The organism is Flavobacterium cerinum (assembly GCF_024496085.1).
Taxonomy (GTDB): domain Bacteria; phylum Bacteroidota; class Bacteroidia; order Flavobacteriales; family Flavobacteriaceae; genus Flavobacterium; species Flavobacterium cerinum_A.
The window spans coordinates 3869749-3893629 of record NZ_CP101751.1; the positions used below are offsets into that span (position 1 = coordinate 3869749).

Here is a 23881-nt window from a genome sequence, read left to right on the forward strand (position 1 = left end):
ACTTCAATCTAAAATCCATATATCGATTCGTTCTAATGAAATCAAATTAAAATGACATCCAATCGAGCAAATAATATCATTCCCATAGCCGTTAAAAACATCCGCATGTCCCGATACTGTTCCAGCCGAGTTAGCTGGTGTAATCAATGAATATATCCCTCTTTTATTTTTTAATAATATTGGGAAATTTTGCCCATGTAAACCTCCTTGCTCAGTACTAAAGAATTCATGTTTTGGATTATAAGGTGTATTCCCTTCTCCTGTATTCGTCCCGAATGTTTTCCGCATCCAACTGTTAAGTGCTCTTGCATTTACAAAAAAGTATTTGCCTTCAAAATCTCCCCCACCTTCTATGGTTTGTCCCGGAATATTGGGTATAACGACATTACACTTTATTAAAGCAATAGAAACTCTTAAAGCGCAAGTATTTTCTGTTACTTCCGGATAATCTAACCTTGCCTGCCAAACCGCACCTCCTACTATTCCATAATAAACACAAAGGTTACTCCCTTTACTAAACGTACTCCAAACGCCATGATAACTAAAATTTAAAGATTAAGCGGGAGAGTTTATTTTAGGGGAAAAGACACACCAAAAAATCACATAGGTTGATCTGTTTTATTGTAACTGTAAATTAGTTCATTTACTTTCAATTTCATCTACTTAAAAAAGGACAAGAAAGGTCAAATAAGGCAAAAAAAATCCCGGTGTAAAACCGGGACTTAATTATTTTATTTCTTTAATACCTTTAATAAAGAGCCACTTCATAAAAAGTCGTTCTCCTTCATTCGTTTTCACGGCCTGAAATTTAGGCGCTAATATTGTCGCCACAACAAATGCCGTTACCGGAATCCAATATCCCTGTAAATGGGTATACGTTCCTACAAGGTAACGAAACAGGATAAACAATACTGCAAATCCGGTTAACTGGAATACAAACGCTTTCGTTTTAGGTGCCATTGCCATATTACTATTCTTTAATTGTTATCGTTATTTTGAAATTTGGTACGCTTGCTACCTTCATACATTTCGTATTTCACAAAACGGGTTTCCAACTTACCGTTAAACAGCTTAATCTTACGCGACGGCTTTAAACCGACGAATTTTAAAGCTTCGATATTGGCTGTAATAAACCAGGCATTCGTTCCCGGGTAATGTTGCTTTAGCGTATCTCCAATTTCACGGTAAAAACGTTCCATTTCAATATCCAATCTTTCTCCGTATGGCGGATTAAAAACCATATGTAGCGGACCGCGTGTTTCTTTTTCAGTTTCGAAGAAGTTAGCCTGCGAAATCGTTACATAATCATCCAGATTGGCATTACGAATATTGTCTTTGGCTTTCATCACAGCCGATGGTGCCTTATCATATCCTTTTATAGTATAATGAAATTCTCTGGTTTTTTTCATCAGTGAATTCATAATCTGATCAAATAGTTCGTTGTCCCAATCGTTCCAACGTTCGAAAGCAAACTCTTTTCGGTTGATGTTAGCCGGAATATTGCAGGCAATCATAGCTGCTTCAGCAACTAAAGTTCCGCTACCGCACATCGGATCCAGAAAATCGCCCTGACCGTCCCATCCGGACAATAATAACATTCCCGCTGCCAATACCTCGTTAATCGGTGCTATATTCGTTGCGGTTTTATAACCTCTGTGATGCAATGATTCACCGGAACTGTCTAATGATACAGAACATTGATCATTTTGAATATGAATATTAATTCTTAAATCAGGAAAATCCTTGTTGATATTCGGTCGTTTTCCAAATCGGTCACGAAATTGATCCACAATAGCATCTTTCGTTTTTAACGCTACAAACTGGGAATGACTGAAATAATCGGAATGCAAAGTAACATCCACGACAAAAGCCTGATGTACCGAAAGATATTGCGACCAATCGATACCCTGAATCCCTTTATACAGACTTTGTTCGTTAACGGCTCTAAAATGATAAATGGGTTTTAAAATTTTTAAGGCAGTCCGCAATGCCAGATTGGCTTTATACATAAATCCTTTATCTCCTACAAAACTGACCATACGGGTTCCCTGCTCTACTTTTTGAGCGCCCAATACCTGTAATTCTTTGGCTAATATTTCTTCGAAGCCAAAAAAAGTTTTGGCTACCATTTTAAAGTCTTTCATTTGATACTAAAATTCCTATAAACATATCATAATTTCCTGTCCTTGCAATGCAATTTTGGAATTACATCCGCAAAAATACATTAAATTTGTTGGCTTAAGTAAAAGTTGACTTACTTTCGTTGACCATACTCAAATAAATATTATTTTTAATTGGTCCTATAATTAAACTATTTTGAAATTTAAAGAAATGCAAAAAGATACTACAACCTGGTATGCATCCTGGTTTGACACGCCTTATTACCATATTTTATATAAAGACCGCGATTATACAGAAGCTCAGTTATTCATGGATAATTTAACCCATTATCTGAATTTACCTGAAGATGCAAAAATTCTGGATCTGGCTTGCGGAAAAGGCCGTCATTCGGTTTATCTGAATCAATTGGGTTATGATGTGACCGGAGCAGACTTATCGGAAAACAGTATTAAAAAAGCATCGGAACAGGCCAATGAAAAACTTCATTTTCAGGTACACGATATGCGAATTCCGTTTGAACAGAAATTCGACGCTATTTTTAACCTTTTTACAAGTTTCGGTTATTTCGAAAGTGATGAAGACAATCTGACCACTTTAAAAGCTATCAAGGAAAGTTTAAATGAATATGGTTTCGCAGTAATTGATTTTATGAATGCCAACCATGTGATCCAAAATCTGGTTCCGGAGGAGGTTAAAACCGTAGACGGTATCGATTTCCATATTAAACGATATGTAAAAGACAATCATATTTTCAAGGAAATCGAGTTTGACGATAACGGGGAACATTTCCACTTTACCGAAAAAGTAAAAGCCCTGACATTACAGGATTTTGAGTCGATGATGGAAGAAGCCGGTATCTTTTTACTGGATGTTTTCGGTGACTATAAACTCCGTAAATTCTTAAAAAATGATTCAGAACGATTGATAATGATCTTTAAATAATATGATGGTCTATCTTATTCCGTTGCTTTCTGTAATCCTGGGTTACGGAGCTGCAACTTTCTTTAGTCCGAAAAACAAACGGAATCTGAAGCTTTTACTGGCTTTCAGCGGTTCGTTTTTACTGGCATTAACCGTATCGCATTTATTACCGGAAGTTTATCACAGTGAGAGTCATAGCCATGGCGGACACGATCATGCCCATAGTCCTGTAGGCTTGTTTATCATGGTCGGAATTGTATTTCAGATCATTTTAGAATATTTTTCCAAAGGCGCAGAACACGGCCATGTACACGGTCACGAAACCATGCATCATATTCCCTGGTCGTTATTTATCAGCTTATGTTTACATGCTTTACTGGAAGGTCTTCCGGTAAGTCAGCATCATGATATGGCCTGGGGAATTGCCATTCATCATTTCCCGATTGCGATTATCCTTACTACCTTTTTTATCAATTCCCATTTAAATCGTACAGCTATTTTTATTTTTATGATGGTATTTGCCTGTATGACGCCACTGGGAACCATATTGTCTGAATATTTGCCCTTTGTTCAGGATTATTATACCGAAATTTCGGCAATCGTAATTGGTATTTTATTTCATATTTCTTCTACTATCATTTTTGAAAGTAGCGAAGGCCATAAATTTAACCTGGCAAAGCTTACCGCTATTGTTTTGGGTATCATTCTGGCGTATTTTATGTAACTTTACGTATTCACATTTTATATTAAAAACAGGTTTCGATGTCATTTACACGTACTACCGAACAGGCTTCAAAATACGATCATCTGGAACAAATGCCGGTTTCGGAGCTATTAGTCAACATCAATAACGAAGATAAGACCGTACCGCTGGCTGTTGAAAAGGCATTGCCGCAAATCGAAGTTCTGGTAACTGAAATTGTTTCCCGAATGAAAAACGGCGGCCGATTATTTTATATCGGAGCCGGAACATCCGGTCGGTTAGGCATCGTTGATGCTTCAGAATGTCCTCCTACTTTTGGGGTTCCTTTTGATCAGGTTATCGGTCTGATTGCCGGTGGTGACACTGCGATTCGCAAGGCCGTTGAATTTGCGGAAGACGATCGCGAACAAGCCTGGAAAGACCTATCGGAATGGGATGTCAGCTCTAATGATATTGTTGTCGGTATTGCTGCTTCGGGTACGACTCCTTATGTAATAGGCGGTTTGGAAAAATGTAATGAAAACAATATTGCAACCGGATGCATCACCTGTAATCAGGGAAGTCCGTTAGCAGAAACGGCTCGTTTTCCGATTGAAGTAGTTGTAGGTCCGGAATTTGTAACCGGTAGCTCCCGAATGAAAGCCGGAACGGCTCAAAAATTGGTTCTGAATATGTTGTCGACTGCGACCATGATCCAATTAGGAAAAGTAAAAGGGAACAAAATGGTCGATATGCAGCTGAGCAATCACAAACTGGTCGATCGCGGTGTTCGCATGATTATTAATGAGATCAATGTTTCTTATGAAGTAGCACAACAACTACTTGAAGAACATAAGAATGTCCGCAAAGCCATCGAAAGTTATCATAATTCTAAAACCAAATAATTATGGCCAATAAAAAAGTATTAAACAGAGGGATTCGCTATTTAGCTATGGCGCTTCCTATGTTATTTCTGGGTCCGGTCATCATCCACAGCTCGTTTAAAAACCAAAGCAATCCGTTATTTTATCCGGTTTTAGGTTTTGGTATTTTGGTATGTCTTACCGCAATGTGGTTTATGTTTTTGGGTCTTAAAACGGTAACCAACAGTATTTTTGATAAATAATTACGTATGGAAATCAATGCCCAATATCTGGAAAGTGTCAAAAAACAATTTCTGTATTATAAAACCATAGCCGATAAAGCCATGGCGCAGTTGGAACCGGAACAACTTTCGGTTTCTTTAAACGAAAATACCAATTCTATTGCTAACATTATAAAGCATCTATCGGGTAACATGCTTTCCAGGTGGACCGATTTTCTAACATCTGACGGTGAGAAAGAATGGCGAAACCGTGACGAAGAATTCGAAGAAACCGTTATCGAAAAAGAAGCCTTACTTGTTATCTGGGAAAAAGGTTGGAACTGTCTTTTTGATGCCTTAAATAATCTTACAACTGACCAACTTTCGAATGTTATTTACATCCGAAATGAAGGTCATACGGTAACGAAAGCAATCAACAGACAATTAGCGCATTATCCGTATCATGTGGGACAGATTGTGTTCTACGCAAAATTACTCAAAAACGGAGAGTGGAACAGTTTATCCATTCCAAAAAATAAATCCAACGAATATAACGCTGATAAATTTTCGAAAGATAAAACCATTCGGAATTTTACCGATGACGAATTAAAACGATTACAATGAAAAAAACTGCTTTAGCCTTATTGCCTTTCCTACTGGTTTCTTGCTACAATCAGGAACGCAACTGTAACGATTATAAAACCGGTAAATTTGAATTCACTCAGGAAATCAACGGGAAACCGATGAAATCTGTTTTCGAGCGTACCGAAAATAGGCAAGTTGAAACTTTTGACGGCAAAACCGATACGGCTTCTATTCGATGGATCAATGACTGTGAATTTGTTCTACAGAAAATACATCCGAAAAACATGCAGGACAAAAAGGCGATCAGCATGAAAATACTGACTACCAACACGAAAGGTTATACTTTTGAATATTCTTTTGTTGGCGACACAAAAAAACAGAAAGGAACTGTAACAAAAATCGATTAGTTTACGTTTAATAGCAGAATTTAAACCAAAACAATAAATAAAAACTACTAATGGAAGTATTCTTAAACCCGGATGCATGGGTCGCTTTGTTAACACTAACGTTTCTCGAAATCGTACTGGGTATCGACAACATCATCTTTATCTCTATCGTTACCGGTAAATTACCGGAAGAAAAACGAAAAAAAGCCACTCGAATCGGTTTATTCCTTGCTATGTTTATGCGAATCGGACTGTTATTCGGTATTACCTTATTAATTGCGATGAAAGCGCCTTTATTCAGTGTCGACTGGGGATGGTTTCAAGGGCATTTTACCGGACAGGCTTTAATTTTATTCCTGGGCGGTTTGTTCCTGATTTATAAGAGTACGAAAGAGATCCATGAAAAAGTAGATCATAAGGGAGAAGAAGAACACAATGTCCAAAAAGCAGCTGCCAAATCGTTCGGTAGCGTTATTATGCAGATTCTTTTAATTGACCTTATTTTCTCTGTTGACAGTATTCTGACGGCTGTTGGAATGACAAACGGCATTACGGGTGCTTTAACTATTATGATTACAGCAGTAGTAATCTCGGTAGGTGTTATGATGTTATTTGCCGTTCCGGTAGGTAATTTTGTAAATGCCAATCCTTCGATTCAGATTTTAGGTCTGGCGTTCTTAATCCTGATCGGTTTTATGCTGATCACGGAAAGTATGCATTTATCGGAAGCAACATTAGCCGGACAACATATCGGTGCTGTTCCGAAAGGCTATCTCTATTTTGCGATTGCATTCTCACTCGGAGTAGAATTTATCAATATGAAAATCCGAAAAAGAAAATAATAGAAAAAGCCCCCAATGAGGGCTTTTTTTTCGATACACCTAACTGGTTTTAAAAACCTGTCAGGTCATTCCAGTCTAGTCTAAAGTCAATGTAATTTGTCCGTCGTCGTCCAGTTGCACATTAACATCTTCATCCGATATATTTTCTTCTCCTTTTACTTCAATTTCTTCCGGTATTTCTTCAACCGGCGGTTCATAAGGCAAGGATTCCAGTAGATTCACTTGTTTTAGCTTATCGGTCGTTAACTGATTCCCAAGCGCTTTAATCCCTTTAACCGCTATAAATTGCTCCAGATCAATCGTTTGATTTTCTTTTTGAACACCTTTAACCTTTGCAAAGATAATTTCAGCTACCGGTCGGTAATCCGTAGAAACAATTTCCAGTTGTGAGTTCGGATGCTCGGAAATAAACACTTCCTCCTTATTTTCATTTTCAATCAGAAAACGTTTGATGTAGTAGCGTTCTTTTTCTCCGTCAAAATAAATTGCCGAAATCGGTTTTTTAGGCACCCATTTTTCCAACACCATCATATCTTCCTCAAAATGAGTCGTTAATTCCGGCACAATGGTTTTAAGCTTTCCGGACTGATTAATGATCAATAACCTGTCATTTGGTCGGAATTCACCCAGTAACTCTCCTCTTCCATCCACATTTAAACGTTGTACAGTATCGTCAAACCAGATACGGCGCGGTTTTAAAGTTGAGATTCCTTTTTCTTTCAGTTCGATCTTTTTAATCGGGTATTTTGTAACCGTATTTCCTTTACTTCCTCTTCCTTTGATCGCCAGTGTCGCAAAGTCCAAATCAAATTTAAGTTTTTTGACACTCCCAACCTGACGCAGCAATACCGTTACTACTTCCGCTTCTCCGTTTGGATTAGGTGAAAAATATAATACCTGCGAACCTTTTGTTCCGTTGGTCAGATCATACAGTTTATCACGCGTAACCCCGGAAACATTAAATCGTTTTACATAAGACGGCCCGGATTTTCCATCCCGGTAAATCATATTGTAAATGGTACGTTTATCATTCTTATCGAAAACAGAAATATGGATGATATCTTTTCCGACAAACTTTTTATCGTCTACCTTAACAATCATCATATTTCCATCACGAAGGAATACAATTACGTCATCAATATCGGAGCAGTCGCCCACATATTCGTCCTTTTTAAGTCCGGTTCCGATAAAACCTTCCTCGCGGTTCACGTACAATTTTGTGTTACGTAAAACTACTTTAGTTGCTTCAATCGTATCAAAACTTCTTAACTCCGTTTGACGCTCTCTTCCTTTTCCGTATTTTTCTTTTAATCGGGTAAAATAAGCAATCGCAAAATCGATCAGGTGTTCCAAATCGTATTTCACTTGTGCAATCTCCCCTTCTAAAGCTTCAATTTTTTCCTGTGCTTTATCAATATCGAATTTCGAGATCCGTTTGATTCGGATTTCCGTTAAGCGAACAATATCTTCTTCGGTAACGGCACGTTTTAAATGGGTTACGTGTGGCGCCAATCCTTTTCCGATCGCTTCGATTACGCCTTCCCAGGTTTCTTCTTCCTCGATCAATCGGTAAATTCGGTTTTCAATAAAGATTCGCTCTAAGGAAGCAAAATGCCAGTTTTCTTCTAATTCATCCAATTGGATTTCGAGCTCTTTTTTCAACAGCTCAACTGTCCGTTTGGTTGAAACCCGCAGCATATCGGAAACACCGGTAAACAACGGCTTATTATCCTCAATTACACATCCTAAAGGCGCCAATGACGTTTCACATCCTGTAAAAGCATATAAAGCATCAATTGTTTTATCCGGTGACACACCCGGTGGTAAATGAATCAGAATTTCAACTTCAGCAGCGGTATTATCCTCGATCTTTTTAATTTTTATTTTCCCTTTATCATTCGCTTTCAATATACTATCGATCAACGTAGTTGTATTGGTTGAGAATGGGATTTGCGTAATTACCAGTGTCTGTTTATCCAGTTGTGCAACTTTTGCGCGCACGCGTACACGTCCGCCACGCTTTCCGTCGTTATATCCTGAAATATCAGCAATACCGGCGGTTGGGAAATCCGGATAAATGGTAAACGGTTTTCCTCTTAATATTTTGATCGACGCATCGATTAATTCATTGAAATTGTGCGGTAATACTTTTGTTGAAAGACCTACGGCAATTCCTTCTCCACCCTGAGCGAGAAGTAACGGGAATTTAACCGGTAAATTGATCGGTTCATTACGTCTACCGTCATACGACAATTGCCAGTTGGTAATTTTAGGCGAGTATAAAACTTCTAACGCAAACTTACTCAAACGAGCCTCAATATAACGCGAAGCCGCCGCACCGTCACCGGTAAGGATATTCCCCCAGTTTCCCTGCGTATCAATTAACAGGTCTTTTTGCCCGATCTGAACCATGGCATCACCAATACTGGCATCACCGTGCGGGTGGTATTGCATGGTATGTCCTACCACGTTCGCAACTTTATTGTAACGTCCGTCATCCAGTTCTTTCATCGAGTGCATGATACGGCGTTGTACGGGTTTAAAACCGTCTTCAATAGCCGGAACCGCACGTTCCAGGATTACATACGACGCATAGTCCAGAAACCAGTCTTTATACATACCGGTAACTTTTGTAATCGTATCATTACTGTCTGCCGACTCCTGATTTTCGTAAAAATGTTCTTTCTGAAACTGACCTTCTTCTATAGGATCTAAATTTTCTTCGTCCATTTATTTTCTATTCCGCAATTGAAGTTTGAAATTCACTTTATTTATTTTCTACCACATCTAATTCTACTTTCAGGTTTTTGATAATAAATTCCTGTCGGTCGGGTGTATTTTTACCCATATAAAATTCGAGTAATCGTTCAATCGATGTGGCTTTATCCAGCATTACCGGATCCAAACGGATATCTTCTCCGATAAAGTGTTTGAACTCATCCGGCGAAATCTCTCCTAATCCTTTGAATCGGGTTATTTCGGGTTTTGGTTTTAATTTTTCGATTGCTGCCACCCTTTCATCTTCGCTATAACAATAGATGGTTTCTTTTTTGTTACGCACCCTGAATAAAGGGGTTTGCAGTATATACAAATGCCCTTCCTTAATCAGTTCCGGGAAAAATTGCAAAAAGAAAGTGATTAACAATAAACGGATGTGCATTCCGTCGACATCGGCATCGGTAGCAATTACAATATTATTGTAACGCAAATCGCCCATATCTTCTTCAATATTCAAAGCCGCCTGTAACAAGTTAAACTCTTCGTTTTCGTATACGATCTTTTTGGTCATTCCATACGAATTCAACGGTTTTCCCCGTAAACTAAATACAGCTTGTGTATTCACATCTCTGGATTTGGTGATCGAACCGGAAGCCGAGTCTCCCTCGGTAATAAACAGCGTACTTTCAAGGTAACGCGGGTTTTTAATATCGGTTAGATGCACCCGGCAATCTCTAAGTTTTCGGTTGTGTAAACTTGCTTTTTTAGCTCGTTCCTTAGCCAGTTTACGGATACCGGATAATTCTTTACGTTCGCGTTCTGCCTGTAAGATTTTACGGAGTAACGCATCGGCAGTTTCCGGGTTTTTATGAAGGAAATTATCTAATTTCGTTTTAACAAAATCGTTTACATACGTTCGTACCGTTGGCTGGTTTGGCCCCATATCGGTTGATCCCAGTTTGGTTTTGGTCTGCGATTCGAAAACCGGTTCTTCGACTTTAAGTGAAATAGCCGAAACGATCGATTTACGTACATCAGACGCTTCGAAGTTTTTATTATAAAACTCCTTTATCGTTCTTACAATCGCTTCACGGAAAGCACCGAGATGTGTTCCTCCCTGCGTTGTATTTTGTCCGTTAACAAACGAATAATATTCTTCGGAGTATTGTGTTTTACTATGTGTAATCGCTACTTCAATATCATCACCTTTCAGATGAATGATCGGATAAATCATATCTTCTTCAGCGATGTTTTCTTCCAATAGATCTTTTAATCCGTTATCGGAATAGAATTTTTCGCCATTGTAGAGGATAGTAAGTCCTGTATTCAGATAGCAATAGTTTTTAAGCATCTTAACGATATACTCGTTTCGGTATTTATAGTGCTTAAAAATGGTTTCATCAGCAACAAAGGTCACTTTCGTTCCTTTGCGTTTTGTAGTTTCAATTACCTCTTCTTCCAGTGTCAGATTTCCGGCGGAAAATTCAGCTGCTTTTTGCTGATTATCGCGGACTGATTCCACACGAAAATAGGTAGACAAGGCATTTACTGCCTTGGTACCGACACCGTTCAAACCTACCGATTTCTTAAATGCTTTTGAGTCGTATTTACCTCCGGTATTCATTTTAGACACTACGTCTACCACTTTTCCCAACGGAATACCACGGCCATAATCCCGAACGGTTACCATTTTATCTTTTACGGTAACTTCGATATTTTTTCCGGCCCCCATAACAAACTCATCGATACAGTTGTCCAGTACTTCTTTTAGTAGGATATAAATACCGTCATCCGGTGAGGAACCGTCTCCCAGTTTTCCGATATACATCCCGGGACGCATACGGATATGTTCTTTCCAATCGAGTGAACGTATGTTGTCTTCGGTGTACTGATTTTGCTCTAGCATAAAGAAATTTCGGATTTTCTGCTAATATAACATTTCTGCCGAAAAAATGAAAGTACGCCGGGATAAAGTTATCAAACGATTCTGCTAACTTTTTGATTTACTGACAATCAAAAAAGTTTCAGTTTATAAACCGTCGAAGACAATATAAAAACCACCAGACAAAACAAAATCGGAAGCATGGACAATATAATCCACAATGCTTTCGGTTTTAATTCTGTTGATTTTATCATTTCACGGGTATTGGATACCGAAGCAAATACTGCCATAAACAACAAGGCAAATGCCAGATATTTCATTCCGGTATACACCCAGTTATATTGCGGATCCAACTGAAAATCTTTTCCGATAAAAAGAGCCAGAAAACTAGCTACAAGGAGCAATAACAGGTATAATGTATTTTTCTTTAGTTTCATTTTTATTTTTTTTCGTAATGATAGAATATTCCTTTGTCATAAACCGTCCACAAACACGCTTTCTGGTGAGCCGATTTTAATGCATTATTTGCCCAGGTATTACAGGTATAAAACAGATTATACGCTCCTTTAGCTTCATAAAAAGCATCGTTTTCCCCATAGTTGTAACCCGAAATCGACTGTATTTTTCCGGTTGCATCCCGCGCAAAACTACTGTTTACAAAATCAACCAATTGTCGGTATTCTGCTTTGGAAATCATTATTTTTTTACAATTCTCGCTTTCTTTCAACTTCTTGTAAAACGTAATATGCATCGCTGATGATCCTAGTCCTGAAACCGCTTTAAATGCCGTACCTGCTGTTAAATCGGACCATTCCGGCGTATGAAGATAAAACCCTTTATCTCCCCATCCGAAAGCGATATAATCAGCCTGACTATCTTTGGCCTTAGTCGTTTCAAAACGAATTTCCTTTGTCCAATCGGTAATTTCGTTTTTTACCGGAACAACAATATCCGTATGTACTCCGTTTGACAAAATATAGATCGGAATTTCCGCTTTCTGCTGTTCGTTATCCGTATTAACCGGAATACGCGACAGTAACAGTACCATCAACACATAAAACACAAGAAATGCAAATACTCCTAACAGAATTCTGAGTACTATCCGAAGGCTTTTTTTAACGATTATCATCTGATGCTATAAATTACGTTTTTAAAGATCGCATCAAATTAGAGACCATTTTATCAGAATGCGAATTCCTTTACAATATCTTTTATCTGATTATCCAGCAAAGTATTCGATATCAAACCTTTATCTACATCAAAATTTTCATAAAATGTAGGCAATGAAAATGTTGCAATGATATTGGCGCCATAACGCGGCAGGTTATTTTTTGCAATTTCCAACACACTTGCTCCGCCTCTTGCGCCCGGTGATGTCGCCATTAACAGTAACGGTTTTTGCTGAAATACATCTTTATGCTTACGGGAACACCAATCGAAAATATTTTTAAATGCCACCGAATAATTACCGTTATTTTCGGCTAACGAAACAACCAGTAACTGCGCACTTTCCAGTTTTTCTAAAAAGTCCACAGCCTGCTTAGGATGTCCGATTTCTTTTTCCAGATCTACACTAAAAACAGGCAAAGCATAATCATTCAGATCCAGCACTTCAACATCCGCGTTTTCAAATAAACCTGATACGTAAGTTGCTAATTTTTTATTAATGGAGCTATGGCTGTTACTCCCGCCGAAAGCAATAATTTTCATAGGTTATCTTTTTTGGTACAAGTGCTAAAATTAGCAATAAAGCCACAGGTCCACAAAAAAAGGTGAAGTAAAAACTCCACCTTTTGTATTTTTATCGGTTTTATCAACTTACACGTTAAAACGGAAGTGCATTACATCACCGTCTTTTACGATATATTCTTTTCCTTCTACTCTTAATTTACCAGCTTCTTTTACTTTTGATTCCGAACCATAGCTCACATAATCATCATAAGCGATAACCTCAGCACGGATAAATCCTTTTTCGAAATCGGTATGAATAACTCCGGCAGCTTTTGGCGCTGTATCTCCGATATTAATTGTCCAGGCACGTACTTCTTTTACACCGGCTGTAAAATACGTTTGCTGATTTAACAATTTATAAGCTGCACGAATCAATACTGAAGATCCCGGTTCTTTTAAACCTAAATCTTCCAGGAACATTTTACGTTCTTCATAGGTTTCCAGTTCCGTAATATCAGCTTCCGTTCCAACTGCCAATACGATTACTTCTGCATTTTCATCTTTTACCAGTTCGCGTACCTGATCTACATAAGCATTTCCGGTTGCAGCCGCTCCTTCGTCTACATTACAAACATACAATACCGGTTTAGCAGTGATCAATTGAAACCCTTCCATTAAAACTTCCTCATCATTTGTTTGCGGAACAACAGTACGAGCCGATTTCGCAGCTAATAACGCTTCACGGATTCGATTTAACAAACCTTCCTCAACCTGCGCTTCTTTATTTCCTGTTTTAGCCGCTTTTTTCACTTTTTCCAGTCTTTTTTCAACTGTTTCAAGATCTTTTAGCTGCAACTCGATATCAATCGTTTCTTTATCACGGATCGGGTTTACGCTTCCGTCTACGTGAACAATATTATCATTATCAAAACAACGCAATACATGGATAATCGCATTACACTCGCGGATATTCCCTAAAAACTGGTTTCCTAATCCCTCTCCTTTACTAGCTCCTTTTACCAGACCTGCAATGTCCACGATATCAACAGTAGCCGGCTGAACACGCTCCGGGTTAACCAGCTCTTCTAATTTTTCCAATCTCGGATCCGGTACATTTACCACCCCAATATTAGGTTCGATCGTACAAAACGGAAAGTTAGCACTTTGCGCTTTGGCATTTGACAAACAATTGAACAAGGTTGATTTTCCTACATTGGGTAATCCTACAATTCCGGCTTTCATAATGTGCGTTTTTAAAAGTCTGCAAATATATTGATTATTAAGTAAAAGTCAACTGTATTCCATCTTAACATTTAGCTATCATTATTTTGAATTTTTATAAAATTTTTAATACAGTTTATTTAATTTTCACAACACAATAGCTTATATTTGTTAAATAGTAACCTTAAAATAAAAAATATTATGAAAAAATCGATTTTAAGTTTGATATTACTAGCTTTCTCTGCGTGCTTATACGCTCAGAATACCAATGTGCAATCGGAAGTAAAAACTACGGTTCGTACCGTAAAAGATTCTGACGGTGAACGCAAGATTGTTAAAACAGAAGAGCTGGACAAAGTTCAGGATGTTGAATTAAAAGATGCTAATTCTAAATCGCTTAACAAAGAAATGCAATTAGGCCCTACTCAGGTAATGTCTAAAGTTCAGGTTACTGTAGACGGAGTTACCCGTTATGTAGATGTAGACCGTTCTGCTTATTACACTTACAACGGCCAAAGATATCAGGTAATGCTTGACAAAGTTGGTTACACTATTATGAACCCCGACACTAAAAAACAATTGGGTATTTTAAGAGAAACTTCCATGACGAATCATTATATCCTAAAAGCAAAAAATAAAATTTCTGCGGGTTATTTTGACGGAAACGGCAACCTGATTATGGAAACATACGATCCGAAAACTGACACAATGATTATTGAAAAAGCCTCAATTATTCGGAATTAATAACACTCAAAAAAAGCAAAACCCCTGGAATTCCAGGGGTTTTGCTTTTTTTTATTCGTTATGCAGAAACGACTGTCGTTGTAAAAGCAATTCTTCGCTTTCCACATGATTATCGTCCGGCACACAACAGTCAACCGGGCAAACAGCTGCACACTGTGGCTCTTCGTGAAATCCTTTACACTCCGTACACTTTCCGGGAACGATATAATAAATATCATCTGAAATCGGAGTTTGTGCGGCATCCGCATCCATTTCCGTTCCGTCCGGAAGCACAATAGTACCGGTTAATTTTGTTCCGTCTTTATAGCGCCAATCATCGGCTCCTTCATAGATAGCCGTATTCGGGCATTCCGGTTCGCAGGCTCCGCAATTGATACATTCGTCTGTTATAATGATTGCCATAGCTAATTTTATTATTTTTGTACAAAATTACAATCAAAACCATTCATAAACAAATTACACATGCGACAAAGCGATAAAAAAGCAAGTTTTATTGAATTAGGAAAGTTTTTAAGCCAGTTTTCCGAAAAAGGGAATCACCTGAATCCGGAGGTAAAAAACAACGACCGGTTCTTTGATAATTTTGTATCCCTGATCGAATTGTCTCAATCTCACAATGGATGGTTTACCCCGGAACAGGTTTATTTTTCCGTACAATCCTGGGCAGAAGCACTAACCGAAAGCAATCTCGATCAATGGTTATCCCGATATGATTTCACCAATATTACTTCTAAAACCGTTGGGCTAATTCTGGCCGGAAACATTCCGTTGGTCGGTTTTCACGATTTTTTATCGGTACTGATCTCCGGTCATAAAGTGTTGGTTAAAACCTCTTCCAACGATCAGAAATTATTACCGTTTTTAGCAGAATACCTGATTTCCGTTACTCCGGAAATCGCATCCTACATCACTTTCACCGATGGTAAACTTGAAAATTTTGATGCCGTAATCGCTACCGGAAGCAACAATACAGCCCGTTACTTTGAATATTATTTCAAGGATAAACCGAGTATCATCCGTAAAAACAGAAATTCCGTGGCCGTACTTAACGGTAAAGAAACCAAAGAAGATCTGGTTAATTTAGGCGAAGATATTTTCCGCTATTTTGGTTTAGGGTGCCGAAATGTTTCAAAATTATTCCTTCCGAAAGACTATGATTTTAAATTGTTTTTCGAAGCGATGTACGAATATGGCGACATCATTCATTATGAAAAATACGCCAACAACTACGATTATAATAAAGCCGTGTTCCTGATGAGTCGATTTGAATTACTCGACAATGAATTTATGACACTTAAAGAAGATACGAGTTATGCATCTCCTATTTCATCAGTTTTCTACGAATATTACGATTCGGCCGACACTCTGAAAACCCGTCTGGAAGCCGACAAAGACCAATTACAATGTATTGTTTCAAATGCTGTAATCACCGACAGTATTCCGTTCGGAAAAACACAACATCCGGAGCTTTGGGATTATGCTGACAACGTGGATACACTGGATTTTCTGATAAAAATCTAACTTATTGCATTTCTTTTGTGATTAAGAGCATTTTTTTTAAGAAATTTACATACTTAAACACACTACAATGCAACTAGAACACAAAAACAATGTTAGTCCTGTTTTAAAAGACGGGATTAAAAACTACCTCATTGATATCGACGGTACAATTACCGATGATATTCCAAATGAAGAACCGGAAAGAATGGAAACCTGTCTTCCTTTCCCCGATGCGCTCGAAACTATTAACAAATGGTATGACGAAGGCCATATAATTTGTTTTTTTACTTCGAGAACCGAGATACATCGGGATGTTACCGAGCGATGGCTCCAAAAACACGGTTTCAAATATCACAGTATCCTGATGGGTAAACCGCGCGGTGGTAATTACCATTGGATCGACAATCATTTAGTTAAGGCAACTCGCTACAACGGTAAATTTACCGACCTTGTAGAAAAAGAAGTTGTAATTCAGGTTTTCAAAGATTAATTCCAAAATGAAAAAACACAATTTTAGCGCAGGTCCCTGCATATTACCTCAAGAAGTATTTCAAAAAGCCTCAGCAGCCATTTTAAATTTTAACGATACCGGTTTATCAATACTGGAAATCTCCCATCGCAGTAAAGAATTTGTTGCAGTTATGGAAGAAGCCCGTGCACTAGCCTTAGAACTTCTCGGACTCACCGGGAAAGGTTATCATGCCCTGTTTTTACAAGGCGGTGCCAGTATGGAATTCCTTCGTGTTCCTTATAACCTGATGAAAGTCGATGGAAAAGCGGCTTATCTTGATACCGGAACCTGGGCATCCGGAGCGATTAAAGAAGCAAAAGCTTTCGGAGAAACCGTAGTTGTCGCTTCTTCCAAAGCAGATAATTATACGTATATCCCTAAAGCATTCGAGATTCCGACTGATGCGAATTATTTTCACTGTACGAGTAATAACACGATTTACGGAACACAAATGAATCAGTTCCCGGAAACCAATATTCCGATCGTTTGCGATATGAGTTCCGATATTTTTTCCCGATCTCTGGATTTTTCAAAATTTGATCTGATTTATGCAGGAGCTCAGAAAAACATGGGGCCGGCCGGAACAACACTGGTGGTAATCAAAGAAGGTTTACTAAATCAGACCGGAAGATCGATTCCTAATATACTGAATTATCAGCAGCATATCGATAAAGAAAGCATGTATAACACGCCTCCGGTTTTTGCGGTTTACACTTCTTTATTAACCTTACAATGGCTTAAAAATCTTGGCGGAATCACCGCTATCGAAAAAAACAACGAGGCCAAGGCCGCACTTTTATATAACGAGGTTGACCGCAACCCGTTGTTTAAAGGAACTGCAGCAAAAGAAGATCGTTCCAAAATGAATGCAACTTTTCTACTGGAAAATGAAGCGCATAAAACTCTTTTCGATAATTTATGGAAAGAAGCCGGAGTATCCGGTCTTAACGGACATCGTTCTGTTGGCGGTTACAGAGCTTCGATGTACAATGCACTACCATTGGAAAGCGTAGAGGTTTTGGTTAAAGCCATGCGGGAATTAGAAAGAATCGCTTAATTAATTTAATGACACACACTATGAAAGTATTAGCCAATGACGGCTTATCTCAAAGCGGTATTAAAGCTTTGGAACAAGGCGGTTTTGAAGTAATCACAACAAAAGTAGCCCAGGAACAGGTTGCTAATTATATCAACAAACATCAAATCGACGTATTATTAGTACGCAGTGCTACTAAAGTACGTCAGGACATTATCGATAATTGTCCGACATTAAAAGTAATCGGTCGTGGCGGTGTAGGAATGGACAACATCGACGTCGCTTATGCCCGCGAAAAAGGATTGCATGTTATCAATACGCCGGCTTCATCATCCGAATCAGTAGCCGAACTTGTTTTTGCTCACTTATTTTCCGGAGCGCGATTCCTACATGATTCCAACAGAAACATGCCTTTAGATGGCGATACTCAGTTTAACAACCTGAAAAAAGCCTATTCCAACGGAATTGAATTGCGAGGAAAAACAATCGGAATTATCGGTTTCGGACGTATTGGCCGTGAAGTGGCTCGTATGGCTTTGGGATTAGGAATGAAAGTGATTGCCACCGATAAATATGTAGACGAAGCAACTATTAAAGTGGATTTTTATAACGGTCAGTTTATTAATGTTGCGATTGAAACCGAACCGATTGAAGACGTACTTCGCCATTCCGATTTTATCAGCTTACATGTTCCGGCTCAGGATGATTATATCATTGGTAAAGCCGAATTTGATTTGATGAAACAGGATGTCGGTATTATCAATTGTGCCCGTGGCGGTGTAATTGACGAAGTAGCCTTAATCGATGCTTTAGATGAAGAAAAAGTATTGTTTGCCGGACTGGATGTTTTTGAAGAAGAACCGACACCTGCTATTCAGGTTTTAATGAATCCGAAAGTTTCCCTTACACCTCATATCGGTGCAGCCACATTAGAGGCTCAGGAACGAATCGGAACAGAGTTGGCAGAACAAATTATCAGTTTATTAAAAACCAATGCATAATAATAGCAATCGTTTTTTTGCTTACATTTGATAACCAACTCTAAATCAAACACTATGCTCGAGCAATTAACGCAATTAGTACAGCAATACGGTGGTGAGGCCATTGTGAAAAACGAGGCTATCCCGAACGAATTAAATCAGGAGGTCGTGCAACAGGCCGGGAGTTCAATCCTGACCGGATTACAGAAAATCGCATCCGAAGGAAATATTGATCAGTTAGCCGGTTTATTTCAGGGTGACAATGCAGCTACGGGATCCAATCCTGTTGTACAAAAATTATCCGAGCAGCTAACAGGTGATTTGGGACAAAAATTCGGATTAAGCACGGAAACAGCATCCGGTGTAGCAGGAAGTTTAATTCCTAATGTACTGGGATCACTGATCAACAAAGCAAAAGATCCGAACCAACCCGGTTTTAACATTTCCGATATTGTTTCGGCTATTTCAGGAGGAAACGGAAGTTCCGGATTAATGGATGCTATTTCAAAATACGGAGGACAATTCGGACTGGATCAGAACAATGACGGCAAAGTGGATATGAGCGATGCTATGGCCGCTGTTTCTAAAAAAGGAGGCATCGGCGGATTGTTTGGTCGCTTGTTCGGCAAGTAAGCAGAATAGCAAAAATCAGATAGAAAAGCCGGGTATTATACCCGGCTTTTTCATTAAAAACAACAGCCATATGGCTCATTTTTAGTATCTTTATACGAAAATAACCCTATGAAAAAGCTGTTTTACTTCGGAATTATTTTTTGCCTGATACTGGTTTGGAGTTGTACCACTCCCAAATCAGTTACTACAACCGACAAAAATGAAAGTGCATTGGCAGCTTCAGCTAATGATACTATTCGAATTGCCAACGATGAACTGGAATATGAAATCATTATTATTGATCCCGGTTTTAATTCCTGGTTAATCGGAAGAGCCAAACCCAGAGGTTTTTACGATCAGAAATATCTGGAAGCCCGGAATATTCAATGGGTCACCCAATGGAATACGCACGTGGTTAGTCAGCGACCCGGCGGTGAAAATTTATTCACCATGATGATCGATTATAATGCTACTACAGATTATGGTTATGAAGTCAATTATATGCTCTATAATTATTTAGTCTATTTCCAATTAAAAAACAATATTCGCCTCGGAGGCTTTGCTCCGCGACCATAAAAGTTGTATTTTTGAGCCTATTTCAAAAGCAATGGAAAAATTAAAACGACGTTGGGGCGTCTCTTCCAACTTCCAATTGGTCATCATTTTTACCGTTTTTGCCATTACCGGATCGACAGCTTCGTATCTGTCCAAGCCGCTTGTGGAATGGCTGGGAATCACCAAAGACAACCTGACACCTTGGCTTTACTGGCCACTTCGACTTATTATTATCCTACCGGTTTATAAAGTTTTACTGGTAATTATCGGTACTATTTTCGGACAATTTACCTTTTTCTGGAATTTTGTAAAGAAAATGCTTCGACATATGGGATTGGGATTTCTGGTTAAAAAGAAAGAAAAAGAAGAATAATATACACCTTTATACCTGACAGGTTTTAGAAACCTGTCAGGTATAAAAAAAGGGGCTGTCTCAAAAGGACATCCCCTTTTTTATTGCCGACAATCTTCTGATTTATTTTTTCTGATTTAGCTATTTTGATGTCTCTTTTAGCCAGTAAAAGCATCTACTTTTCAAAAAAGAGAAAATTATCCCTTTTATGATGTCCTAACAGGGCATTTTTTGAGGTTATGAGCCATAGCAAGTAATGCCGTTTCCACTTCGGCCTTGGCTTTGCTACGCAGATTATACCTGCGGAAGCCTTTGTTGTTTTTTATCTGGGCAAACACGGTTTCTACATCATGACAGCGTTGCTTTCTGAGTTCCTTTCCCCTGTCGGTTACGAGCAGGTTATAAGCTTTTGTTCTTAACTGGGCTACTTCGGGATTAGATAAAGAGATACTTGGTATTCCTGTTCTGGTGTCTTTGTCAAAATGATTATATTTTACATATGCTTCAACACCTTCATTATCAAGTAATGTGTAGTTTTCCTGCGAACCATAACCTGCATCAGCCACAAGTTCTTCAGGTAGTCTATTGTAGTGTTCTTTAAAAATTTTTATATGTTCGGGTAGCGTCCTTGTATCATTGGGATTAGGGTGTAAAGAGTAATTTACAATGAACTGGTTGTGTGTGCTTATCTGTAAGTTATATCCCGGTTTTAACTGTCCGTTCTTCATGTGGTCTTCTTTCATCCGCATAAAAGTAGCATCAGTATCGGTCTTACAAAAGCTGTTTCGCTTACCCATTATATCTTCTTGCTTAGCATACTTCTCAAGGTTTGCAGGCCAGTTCTTACGGGCATAGTTAAGCTTCTGCCGTACTTTAGGGCATATCTTTTTGCCTTTAAGGGCGGTGTCAATCTTCTTAATAGTCTTTTCAACAGCTTCCTTGTCAATAGCCTTAAACTCAACTTCTGTCTTGTCTTTAGATTCAGTAGCGGCAACTTGCTGCGTATACTCCCATAAGTCCTGAAGCTGCTCTTCTATGCGCCTTTTATTCCTTTCGATGGATCTGCCCCATACAAAAGTGTACCGGTTGGCATTGGCTTCTATTTTTGTACCATCGGTAAAAACAGTTTTAAGGCTCACATGTCCCTGGGATTCTAAAAGCAATACAACCTGGGTAAAGATGCTGCGTACCTCATCTTTAAGGCGTTCACTCCTAAAGCGGTTTATAGTATTATGGTCAGGACGGCTCATACCGCTTAACCACATAAAATGGATATTCTGCTTCAAGGCTTCCTCAAGCCTGCGGCTGGAAAAAATATTGCACAAATAACCATAAACCAACACTTTAAGAAGCATGCGGGGATGGTAACTGGAAGTGCCGCCTGGTTTGTAATTCTTAATAAGGCATTCCAAATCAAGACCGTCAATCACATCGGAAACGGTTCTTACTGGATGGTTGAGTTCTATCAGCTCCTCTAAACTCGGAGGAAGTAGAAAATTTTGCTTGGGATTGTAATCTTTAAAGACTACTTTTGATTTATTATACACACCGCAAGTTAACAAACTTGCAAAATATAGGGAGCTCTTGGGCTCCCTTATTTGTATAAAAAAATTGAGGCTGCCTCACTTTTGAGACAGCCCCTTTTTTTTTATCCGTTCACCCCTACTCTTTTCTCTTGTTTCTTTAGTCTTGTTTCTTAATCATATAGGTATACACCCATGTGAGTGTAAATGTCGGAATAAAATCCAGTCCCGGCATTAGTTCTTCCACAAAAGCAAAAATACCACCTACTGTACCAATCGTACCTTTATACATTCGCGCCAGAATAAAACCGGCTATAGGAGCCCAGGCAATATCCAAAAACTCTCCCAAAAACGGGATGAGATATGTCATACATCCGATAAGGTCAAACAGAATGCTTAACATCAATTTCCGCTGTTTTTCTGCCGCGGCGGCTTTCACCTGAATTTCAGTCATTTCTATTTTATTTTTATCCTATATAAACGCAAATTCAGTGCCAAAATTACTTTAGCTTGGATTTGTAGTTTTTACGCAGCTTTTCCAACTTCGGATTGATCACCGCCATACAATACGGTTGCGATTTGTTCTGATTGTAATAATCCTGATGGTAATCTTCCGCCGGATAAAACGTCACTGCCGGCGATACTTTAGTTACGACATTTTTACCGTAAATATTCTGATCATTCAGAAGTTTGATAAAATTCGTTGCCGCTTTATGTTGCGCCTCGTCATGATAGAAGATCTCACTGCGATATTGCGTTCCTACGTCTGCACCCTGACGGTTTAAAGTCGTCGGATCGTGGGTGGCAAAAAACACTTCCAAAATATCCTCATATGAGATTTCTTTCGGATCAAATGTAATCTCGATTGCTTCCGCGTGACCGGTTGTTCCGGTACACACTTCCTTATAGGTCGGATTTTTCACGGTTCCACCCGTATACCCGGACACTACTTTTTTAACGCCTTTTAATTCTAAAAACAGGGCTTCGGTACACCAAAAACAACCTCCGGCCACTGTAGCCACTTCTAAACCTTTTTGTTCGTTCATCGTATTTATCGCTTTATTTTTTTCGGCAGACACTTTTTTGTCATTCGACTGACAGGATATGGCTCCGAGTGATAACAGTAATACAAAAATACTTTTCATATCTTTAGTTTTTATCAAAATTAATCAAACTCTGAAATCGATTATTCGTTGTTAACGAAACTTTATATCTATACGGAATTATATAGACTATGGATTTCATTTTACTTAAAATCTTCGTTTCTTTGTAGAAATTCGTTATCATGATACAGGCCAAGAATATTCATAAATATTACGACAAACTTCACGTTTTAAAAGGCGTTGATCTACATATAAAAAAAGGAGAAATCGTTTCGATTGTAGGTGCTTCCGGTGCCGGAAAAACGACTTTACTTCAAATTCTCGGCACATTGGACAAACCAACAGTCGAAAGTGGCACTTCATTGCTCATTAACAATGAAGATATCCTGAAAATGAATGATAAAGCTTTATCGAAATTCCGTAATCGTCAATTGGGTTTTATTTTCCAGTTTCACCAACTTTTACCTGAATTTACAGCACTTGAGAATGTTTGTATTCCTGCTTACATTGCCGGAAAAGAGAAAAAGGATGTGGAAGATGAAGCGATCAAATTACTGAACTATCTGGGCTTATACCATCGTATGCATCATAAACCGGGTGAACTTTCCGGCGGAGAGCAACAACGTGTAGCTGTAGCACGATCATTGATAAACAAACCGGCCGTGATTTTTGCCGACGAACCTTCCGGGAATCTGGATACCCATTCGGCTGAAAACTTACACCAACTGTTTTTTAAACTTCGGGATGAATTCGGACAAACATTTGTCATCGTAACCCATAATGAAGAATTGGCTAATATGGCCGACCGAAAACTGATTATGGTCGACGGTCAAATCAGTAAATAAACTTTAT

The 23881-nt window shown here is 38.6% G+C and carries 29 protein-coding genes; 16 read left to right on the forward strand and 13 right to left on the reverse strand.

What is annotated here, in order from left to right; genetic code table 11:
* Nucleotides 1-3: 3 nt before the first annotated feature.
* The 3 genes from NOX80_RS17545 to NOX80_RS17555 form a co-directional block, all read right to left on the reverse strand.
* Complete coding sequence (locus NOX80_RS17545) at nt 4-483, reverse strand: T6SS effector amidase Tae4 family protein (protein WP_256553037.1); 480 nt, start codon at nt 481-483, stop codon at nt 4-6.
* 243 nt (nt 484-726) lie between these two features.
* On the reverse strand, nt 727-960 hold the full coding sequence (locus NOX80_RS17550) for a hypothetical protein (protein ID WP_256553038.1): 234 nt from the start codon (nt 958-960) through the stop codon (nt 727-729).
* A gap of 17 nt (nt 961-977) precedes the next feature.
* Nucleotides 978-2144, reverse strand: a complete 1167-nt coding sequence (locus NOX80_RS17555; protein WP_256551112.1) for a THUMP domain-containing class I SAM-dependent RNA methyltransferase — start codon at nt 2142-2144, stop codon at nt 978-980.
* Between the two features lie 187 nt (nt 2145-2331).
* Between NOX80_RS17555 and NOX80_RS17560 the strand changes: the two genes are divergently transcribed.
* From NOX80_RS17560 to NOX80_RS17590, 7 genes are read left to right on the forward strand one after another with little or no spacing between them, the layout of a single operon-like run.
* Nucleotides 2332-3063: a class I SAM-dependent methyltransferase gene (locus NOX80_RS17560; RefSeq protein WP_256551113.1), complete on the forward strand. Its 732-nt coding sequence runs from the start codon at nt 2332-2334 to the stop codon at nt 3061-3063.
* A gap of 4 nt (nt 3064-3067) precedes the next feature.
* Nucleotides 3068-3766: a ZIP family metal transporter gene (locus NOX80_RS17565; RefSeq protein ID WP_256553039.1), complete on the forward strand. Its 699-nt coding sequence runs from the start codon at nt 3068-3070 to the stop codon at nt 3764-3766.
* 38 nt (nt 3767-3804) lie between these two features.
* Nucleotides 3805-4629 carry an N-acetylmuramic acid 6-phosphate etherase gene (murQ, locus tag NOX80_RS17570; RefSeq protein WP_256551114.1) on the forward strand — a complete coding sequence of 275 codons (825 nt, stop codon included), beginning with the start codon at nt 3805-3807 and terminating at the stop codon, nt 4627-4629.
* Nucleotides 4630-4631: 2 nt separating this feature from the next.
* The gene (locus NOX80_RS17575; RefSeq protein WP_256551115.1) at nt 4632-4850 is read left to right on the forward strand and encodes a DUF6095 family protein; all 219 of its coding nucleotides are present in this window, start codon (nt 4632-4634) and stop codon (nt 4848-4850) included.
* A 6-nt stretch (nt 4851-4856) separates the two neighbouring features.
* A complete protein-coding gene (locus NOX80_RS17580; protein ID WP_256551116.1) occupies nt 4857-5432 on the forward strand; it encodes a DUF1572 family protein in 576 nt (191 codons plus the stop codon).
* Nucleotides 5429-5800 (forward strand): DNA topoisomerase IV, encoded by a 372-nt coding sequence (locus NOX80_RS17585; RefSeq protein ID WP_256551117.1) that lies wholly within the window; start codon nt 5429-5431, stop codon nt 5798-5800. The genes NOX80_RS17580 and NOX80_RS17585 overlap by 4 nt, the downstream gene beginning before the upstream one ends.
* A 50-nt stretch (nt 5801-5850) precedes the next feature.
* Nucleotides 5851-6621, forward strand: a complete 771-nt coding sequence (locus NOX80_RS17590) for a TerC family protein (protein ID WP_256551118.1) — start codon at nt 5851-5853, stop codon at nt 6619-6621.
* A gap of 75 nt (nt 6622-6696) precedes the next feature.
* Here NOX80_RS17590 and NOX80_RS17595 read toward each other — a convergent pair whose 3' ends face one another.
* From NOX80_RS17595 to ychF, 6 genes are all read right to left on the reverse strand, one after another.
* The gene (locus tag NOX80_RS17595) at nt 6697-9351 is read right to left on the reverse strand and encodes a DNA gyrase/topoisomerase IV subunit A (RefSeq protein ID WP_256551119.1); all 2655 of its coding nucleotides are present in this window, start codon (nt 9349-9351) and stop codon (nt 6697-6699) included.
* A 37-nt stretch (nt 9352-9388) separates the two neighbouring features.
* Nucleotides 9389-11245 carry a DNA topoisomerase IV subunit B gene (locus NOX80_RS17600; protein WP_256551120.1) on the reverse strand — a complete coding sequence of 619 codons (1857 nt, stop codon included), beginning with the start codon at nt 11243-11245 and terminating at the stop codon, nt 9389-9391.
* 107 nt (nt 11246-11352) lie between these two features.
* The gene (locus tag NOX80_RS17605; protein ID WP_256551121.1) at nt 11353-11658 is read right to left on the reverse strand and encodes a hypothetical protein; all 306 of its coding nucleotides are present in this window, start codon (nt 11656-11658) and stop codon (nt 11353-11355) included.
* A gap of 2 nt (nt 11659-11660) precedes the next feature.
* Nucleotides 11661-12350, reverse strand: a complete 690-nt coding sequence (locus tag NOX80_RS17610; protein WP_256551122.1) for a TIGR02117 family protein — start codon at nt 12348-12350, stop codon at nt 11661-11663.
* A gap of 53 nt (nt 12351-12403) precedes the next feature.
* A complete protein-coding gene (locus NOX80_RS17615; RefSeq protein WP_256551123.1) occupies nt 12404-12931 on the reverse strand; it encodes an NADPH-dependent FMN reductase in 528 nt (175 codons plus the stop codon).
* A gap of 108 nt (nt 12932-13039) precedes the next feature.
* Nucleotides 13040-14134: a redox-regulated ATPase YchF gene (ychF, locus tag NOX80_RS17620; protein ID WP_256551124.1), complete on the reverse strand. Its 1095-nt coding sequence runs from the start codon at nt 14132-14134 to the stop codon at nt 13040-13042.
* A gap of 180 nt (nt 14135-14314) precedes the next feature.
* Here ychF and NOX80_RS17625 point away from each other — a divergent pair, with 180 nt between their 5' ends.
* Nucleotides 14315-14857: a hypothetical protein gene (locus tag NOX80_RS17625; RefSeq protein WP_256551125.1), complete on the forward strand. Its 543-nt coding sequence runs from the start codon at nt 14315-14317 to the stop codon at nt 14855-14857.
* A 51-nt stretch (nt 14858-14908) separates the two neighbouring features.
* On the opposite strand, the gene NOX80_RS17630 is transcribed toward NOX80_RS17625, so the two are convergent.
* Entirely contained in the window at nt 14909-15259 is a 351-nt protein-coding gene (locus tag NOX80_RS17630) for a 4Fe-4S dicluster domain-containing protein (protein WP_256551126.1), read from the reverse strand.
* Between the two features lie 60 nt (nt 15260-15319).
* Here NOX80_RS17630 and NOX80_RS17635 point away from each other — a divergent pair, with 60 nt between their 5' ends.
* From NOX80_RS17635 to NOX80_RS17665, 7 genes are all read left to right on the forward strand, one after another.
* A complete protein-coding gene (locus tag NOX80_RS17635; RefSeq protein ID WP_256551127.1) occupies nt 15320-16378 on the forward strand; it encodes an acyl-CoA reductase in 1059 nt (352 codons plus the stop codon).
* Between the two features lie 67 nt (nt 16379-16445).
* Nucleotides 16446-16847, forward strand: a complete 402-nt coding sequence (locus NOX80_RS17640) for an LNS2 domain-containing protein (RefSeq protein ID WP_256551128.1) — start codon at nt 16446-16448, stop codon at nt 16845-16847.
* A 7-nt stretch (nt 16848-16854) separates the two neighbouring features.
* On the forward strand, nt 16855-17925 hold the full coding sequence (gene serC / locus NOX80_RS17645) for a 3-phosphoserine/phosphohydroxythreonine transaminase (RefSeq protein WP_256551129.1): 1071 nt from the start codon (nt 16855-16857) through the stop codon (nt 17923-17925).
* 20 nt (nt 17926-17945) lie between these two features.
* Nucleotides 17946-18905, forward strand: coding sequence for a D-2-hydroxyacid dehydrogenase (locus tag NOX80_RS17650; protein ID WP_256551130.1), 960 nt, complete (start codon nt 17946-17948; stop codon nt 18903-18905).
* Nucleotides 18906-18959: 54 nt separating this feature from the next.
* Nucleotides 18960-19517, forward strand: coding sequence for a DUF937 domain-containing protein (locus NOX80_RS17655; RefSeq protein ID WP_256551131.1), 558 nt, complete (start codon nt 18960-18962; stop codon nt 19515-19517).
* A gap of 108 nt (nt 19518-19625) precedes the next feature.
* Nucleotides 19626-20072, forward strand: coding sequence for a DUF6146 family protein (locus tag NOX80_RS17660; protein ID WP_256551132.1), 447 nt, complete (start codon nt 19626-19628; stop codon nt 20070-20072).
* 31 nt (nt 20073-20103) lie between these two features.
* Nucleotides 20104-20424: a DUF6787 family protein gene (locus NOX80_RS17665; RefSeq protein WP_256551133.1), complete on the forward strand. Its 321-nt coding sequence runs from the start codon at nt 20104-20106 to the stop codon at nt 20422-20424.
* Between the two features lie 185 nt (nt 20425-20609).
* On the opposite strand, the gene NOX80_RS17670 is transcribed toward NOX80_RS17665, so the two are convergent.
* The 3 genes from NOX80_RS17670 to msrA all read right to left on the reverse strand — a co-directional run bounded on the left by NOX80_RS17670 (nt 20610) and on the right by msrA (nt 23071).
* Nucleotides 20610-21950, reverse strand: coding sequence for an IS1182 family transposase (locus tag NOX80_RS17670; RefSeq protein ID WP_256549765.1), 1341 nt, complete (start codon nt 21948-21950; stop codon nt 20610-20612).
* Nucleotides 21951-22086: 136 nt separating this feature from the next.
* The gene (locus NOX80_RS17675) at nt 22087-22380 is read right to left on the reverse strand and encodes a hypothetical protein (protein WP_256551134.1); all 294 of its coding nucleotides are present in this window, start codon (nt 22378-22380) and stop codon (nt 22087-22089) included.
* Between the two features lie 46 nt (nt 22381-22426).
* Entirely contained in the window at nt 22427-23071 is a 645-nt protein-coding gene (gene msrA, locus NOX80_RS17680; RefSeq protein ID WP_256551135.1) for a peptide-methionine (S)-S-oxide reductase MsrA, read from the reverse strand.
* Between the two features lie 140 nt (nt 23072-23211).
* Between msrA and NOX80_RS17685 the strand changes: the two genes are divergently transcribed.
* A complete protein-coding gene (locus NOX80_RS17685; RefSeq protein ID WP_256551136.1) occupies nt 23212-23874 on the forward strand; it encodes an ABC transporter ATP-binding protein in 663 nt (220 codons plus the stop codon).
* Nucleotides 23875-23881: the final 7 nt, after the last annotated feature.

What these genes read in the sequence shown, in the direction of transcription:
- NOX80_RS17605 (WP_256551121.1), bottom strand. Translation starts at nt 11,658, where the DNA reads ATGAAACTAAAGAAAAATACATTATACCTGTTATTGCTCCTTGTAGCT.
- NOX80_RS17565 (WP_256553039.1), top strand. Translation starts at nt 3,068, where the DNA reads ATGGTCTATCTTATTCCGTTGCTTTCTGTAATCCTGGGTTACGGAGCT.
- NOX80_RS17560 (WP_256551113.1), top strand. Translation starts at nt 2,332, where the DNA reads ATGCAAAAAGATACTACAACCTGGTATGCATCCTGGTTTGACACGCCT.
- NOX80_RS17580 (WP_256551116.1), top strand. Translation starts at nt 4,857, where the DNA reads ATGGAAATCAATGCCCAATATCTGGAAAGTGTCAAAAAACAATTTCTG.
- NOX80_RS17555 (WP_256551112.1), bottom strand. Translation starts at nt 2,144, where the DNA reads ATGAAAGACTTTAAAATGGTAGCCAAAACTTTTTTTGGCTTCGAAGAA.
- NOX80_RS17550 (WP_256553038.1), bottom strand. Translation starts at nt 960, where the DNA reads ATGGCACCTAAAACGAAAGCGTTTGTATTCCAGTTAACCGGATTTGCA.
- NOX80_RS17585 (WP_256551117.1), top strand. Translation starts at nt 5,429, where the DNA reads ATGAAAAAAACTGCTTTAGCCTTATTGCCTTTCCTACTGGTTTCTTGC.
- NOX80_RS17575 (WP_256551115.1), top strand. Translation starts at nt 4,632, where the DNA reads ATGGCCAATAAAAAAGTATTAAACAGAGGGATTCGCTATTTAGCTATG.
- serC (WP_256551129.1), top strand. Translation starts at nt 16,855, where the DNA reads ATGAAAAAACACAATTTTAGCGCAGGTCCCTGCATATTACCTCAAGAA.
- NOX80_RS17665 (WP_256551133.1), top strand. Translation starts at nt 20,104, where the DNA reads ATGGAAAAATTAAAACGACGTTGGGGCGTCTCTTCCAACTTCCAATTG.
- NOX80_RS17675 (WP_256551134.1), bottom strand. Translation starts at nt 22,380, where the DNA reads ATGACTGAAATTCAGGTGAAAGCCGCCGCGGCAGAAAAACAGCGGAAA.
- NOX80_RS17685 (WP_256551136.1), top strand. Translation starts at nt 23,212, where the DNA reads ATGATACAGGCCAAGAATATTCATAAATATTACGACAAACTTCACGTT.
- murQ (WP_256551114.1), top strand. Translation starts at nt 3,805, where the DNA reads ATGTCATTTACACGTACTACCGAACAGGCTTCAAAATACGATCATCTG.
- NOX80_RS17640 (WP_256551128.1), top strand. Translation starts at nt 16,446, where the DNA reads ATGCAACTAGAACACAAAAACAATGTTAGTCCTGTTTTAAAAGACGGG.
- NOX80_RS17660 (WP_256551132.1), top strand. Translation starts at nt 19,626, where the DNA reads ATGAAAAAGCTGTTTTACTTCGGAATTATTTTTTGCCTGATACTGGTT.
- NOX80_RS17590 (WP_256551118.1), top strand. Translation starts at nt 5,851, where the DNA reads ATGGAAGTATTCTTAAACCCGGATGCATGGGTCGCTTTGTTAACACTA.
- NOX80_RS17625 (WP_256551125.1), top strand. Translation starts at nt 14,315, where the DNA reads ATGAAAAAATCGATTTTAAGTTTGATATTACTAGCTTTCTCTGCGTGC.
- NOX80_RS17610 (WP_256551122.1), bottom strand. Translation starts at nt 12,350, where the DNA reads ATGATAATCGTTAAAAAAAGCCTTCGGATAGTACTCAGAATTCTGTTA.
- NOX80_RS17630 (WP_256551126.1), bottom strand. Translation starts at nt 15,259, where the DNA reads ATGGCAATCATTATAACAGACGAATGTATCAATTGCGGAGCCTGCGAA.
- msrA (WP_256551135.1), bottom strand. Translation starts at nt 23,071, where the DNA reads ATGAAAAGTATTTTTGTATTACTGTTATCACTCGGAGCCATATCCTGT.
- NOX80_RS17655 (WP_256551131.1), top strand. Translation starts at nt 18,960, where the DNA reads ATGCTCGAGCAATTAACGCAATTAGTACAGCAATACGGTGGTGAGGCC.
- ychF (WP_256551124.1), bottom strand. Translation starts at nt 14,134, where the DNA reads ATGAAAGCCGGAATTGTAGGATTACCCAATGTAGGAAAATCAACCTTG.
- NOX80_RS17600 (WP_256551120.1), bottom strand. Translation starts at nt 11,245, where the DNA reads ATGCTAGAGCAAAATCAGTACACCGAAGACAACATACGTTCACTCGAT.
- NOX80_RS17615 (WP_256551123.1), bottom strand. Translation starts at nt 12,931, where the DNA reads ATGAAAATTATTGCTTTCGGCGGGAGTAACAGCCATAGCTCCATTAAT.
- NOX80_RS17595 (WP_256551119.1), bottom strand. Translation starts at nt 9,351, where the DNA reads ATGGACGAAGAAAATTTAGATCCTATAGAAGAAGGTCAGTTTCAGAAA.
- NOX80_RS17635 (WP_256551127.1), top strand. Translation starts at nt 15,320, where the DNA reads ATGCGACAAAGCGATAAAAAAGCAAGTTTTATTGAATTAGGAAAGTTT.
- NOX80_RS17650 (WP_256551130.1), top strand. Translation starts at nt 17,946, where the DNA reads ATGAAAGTATTAGCCAATGACGGCTTATCTCAAAGCGGTATTAAAGCT.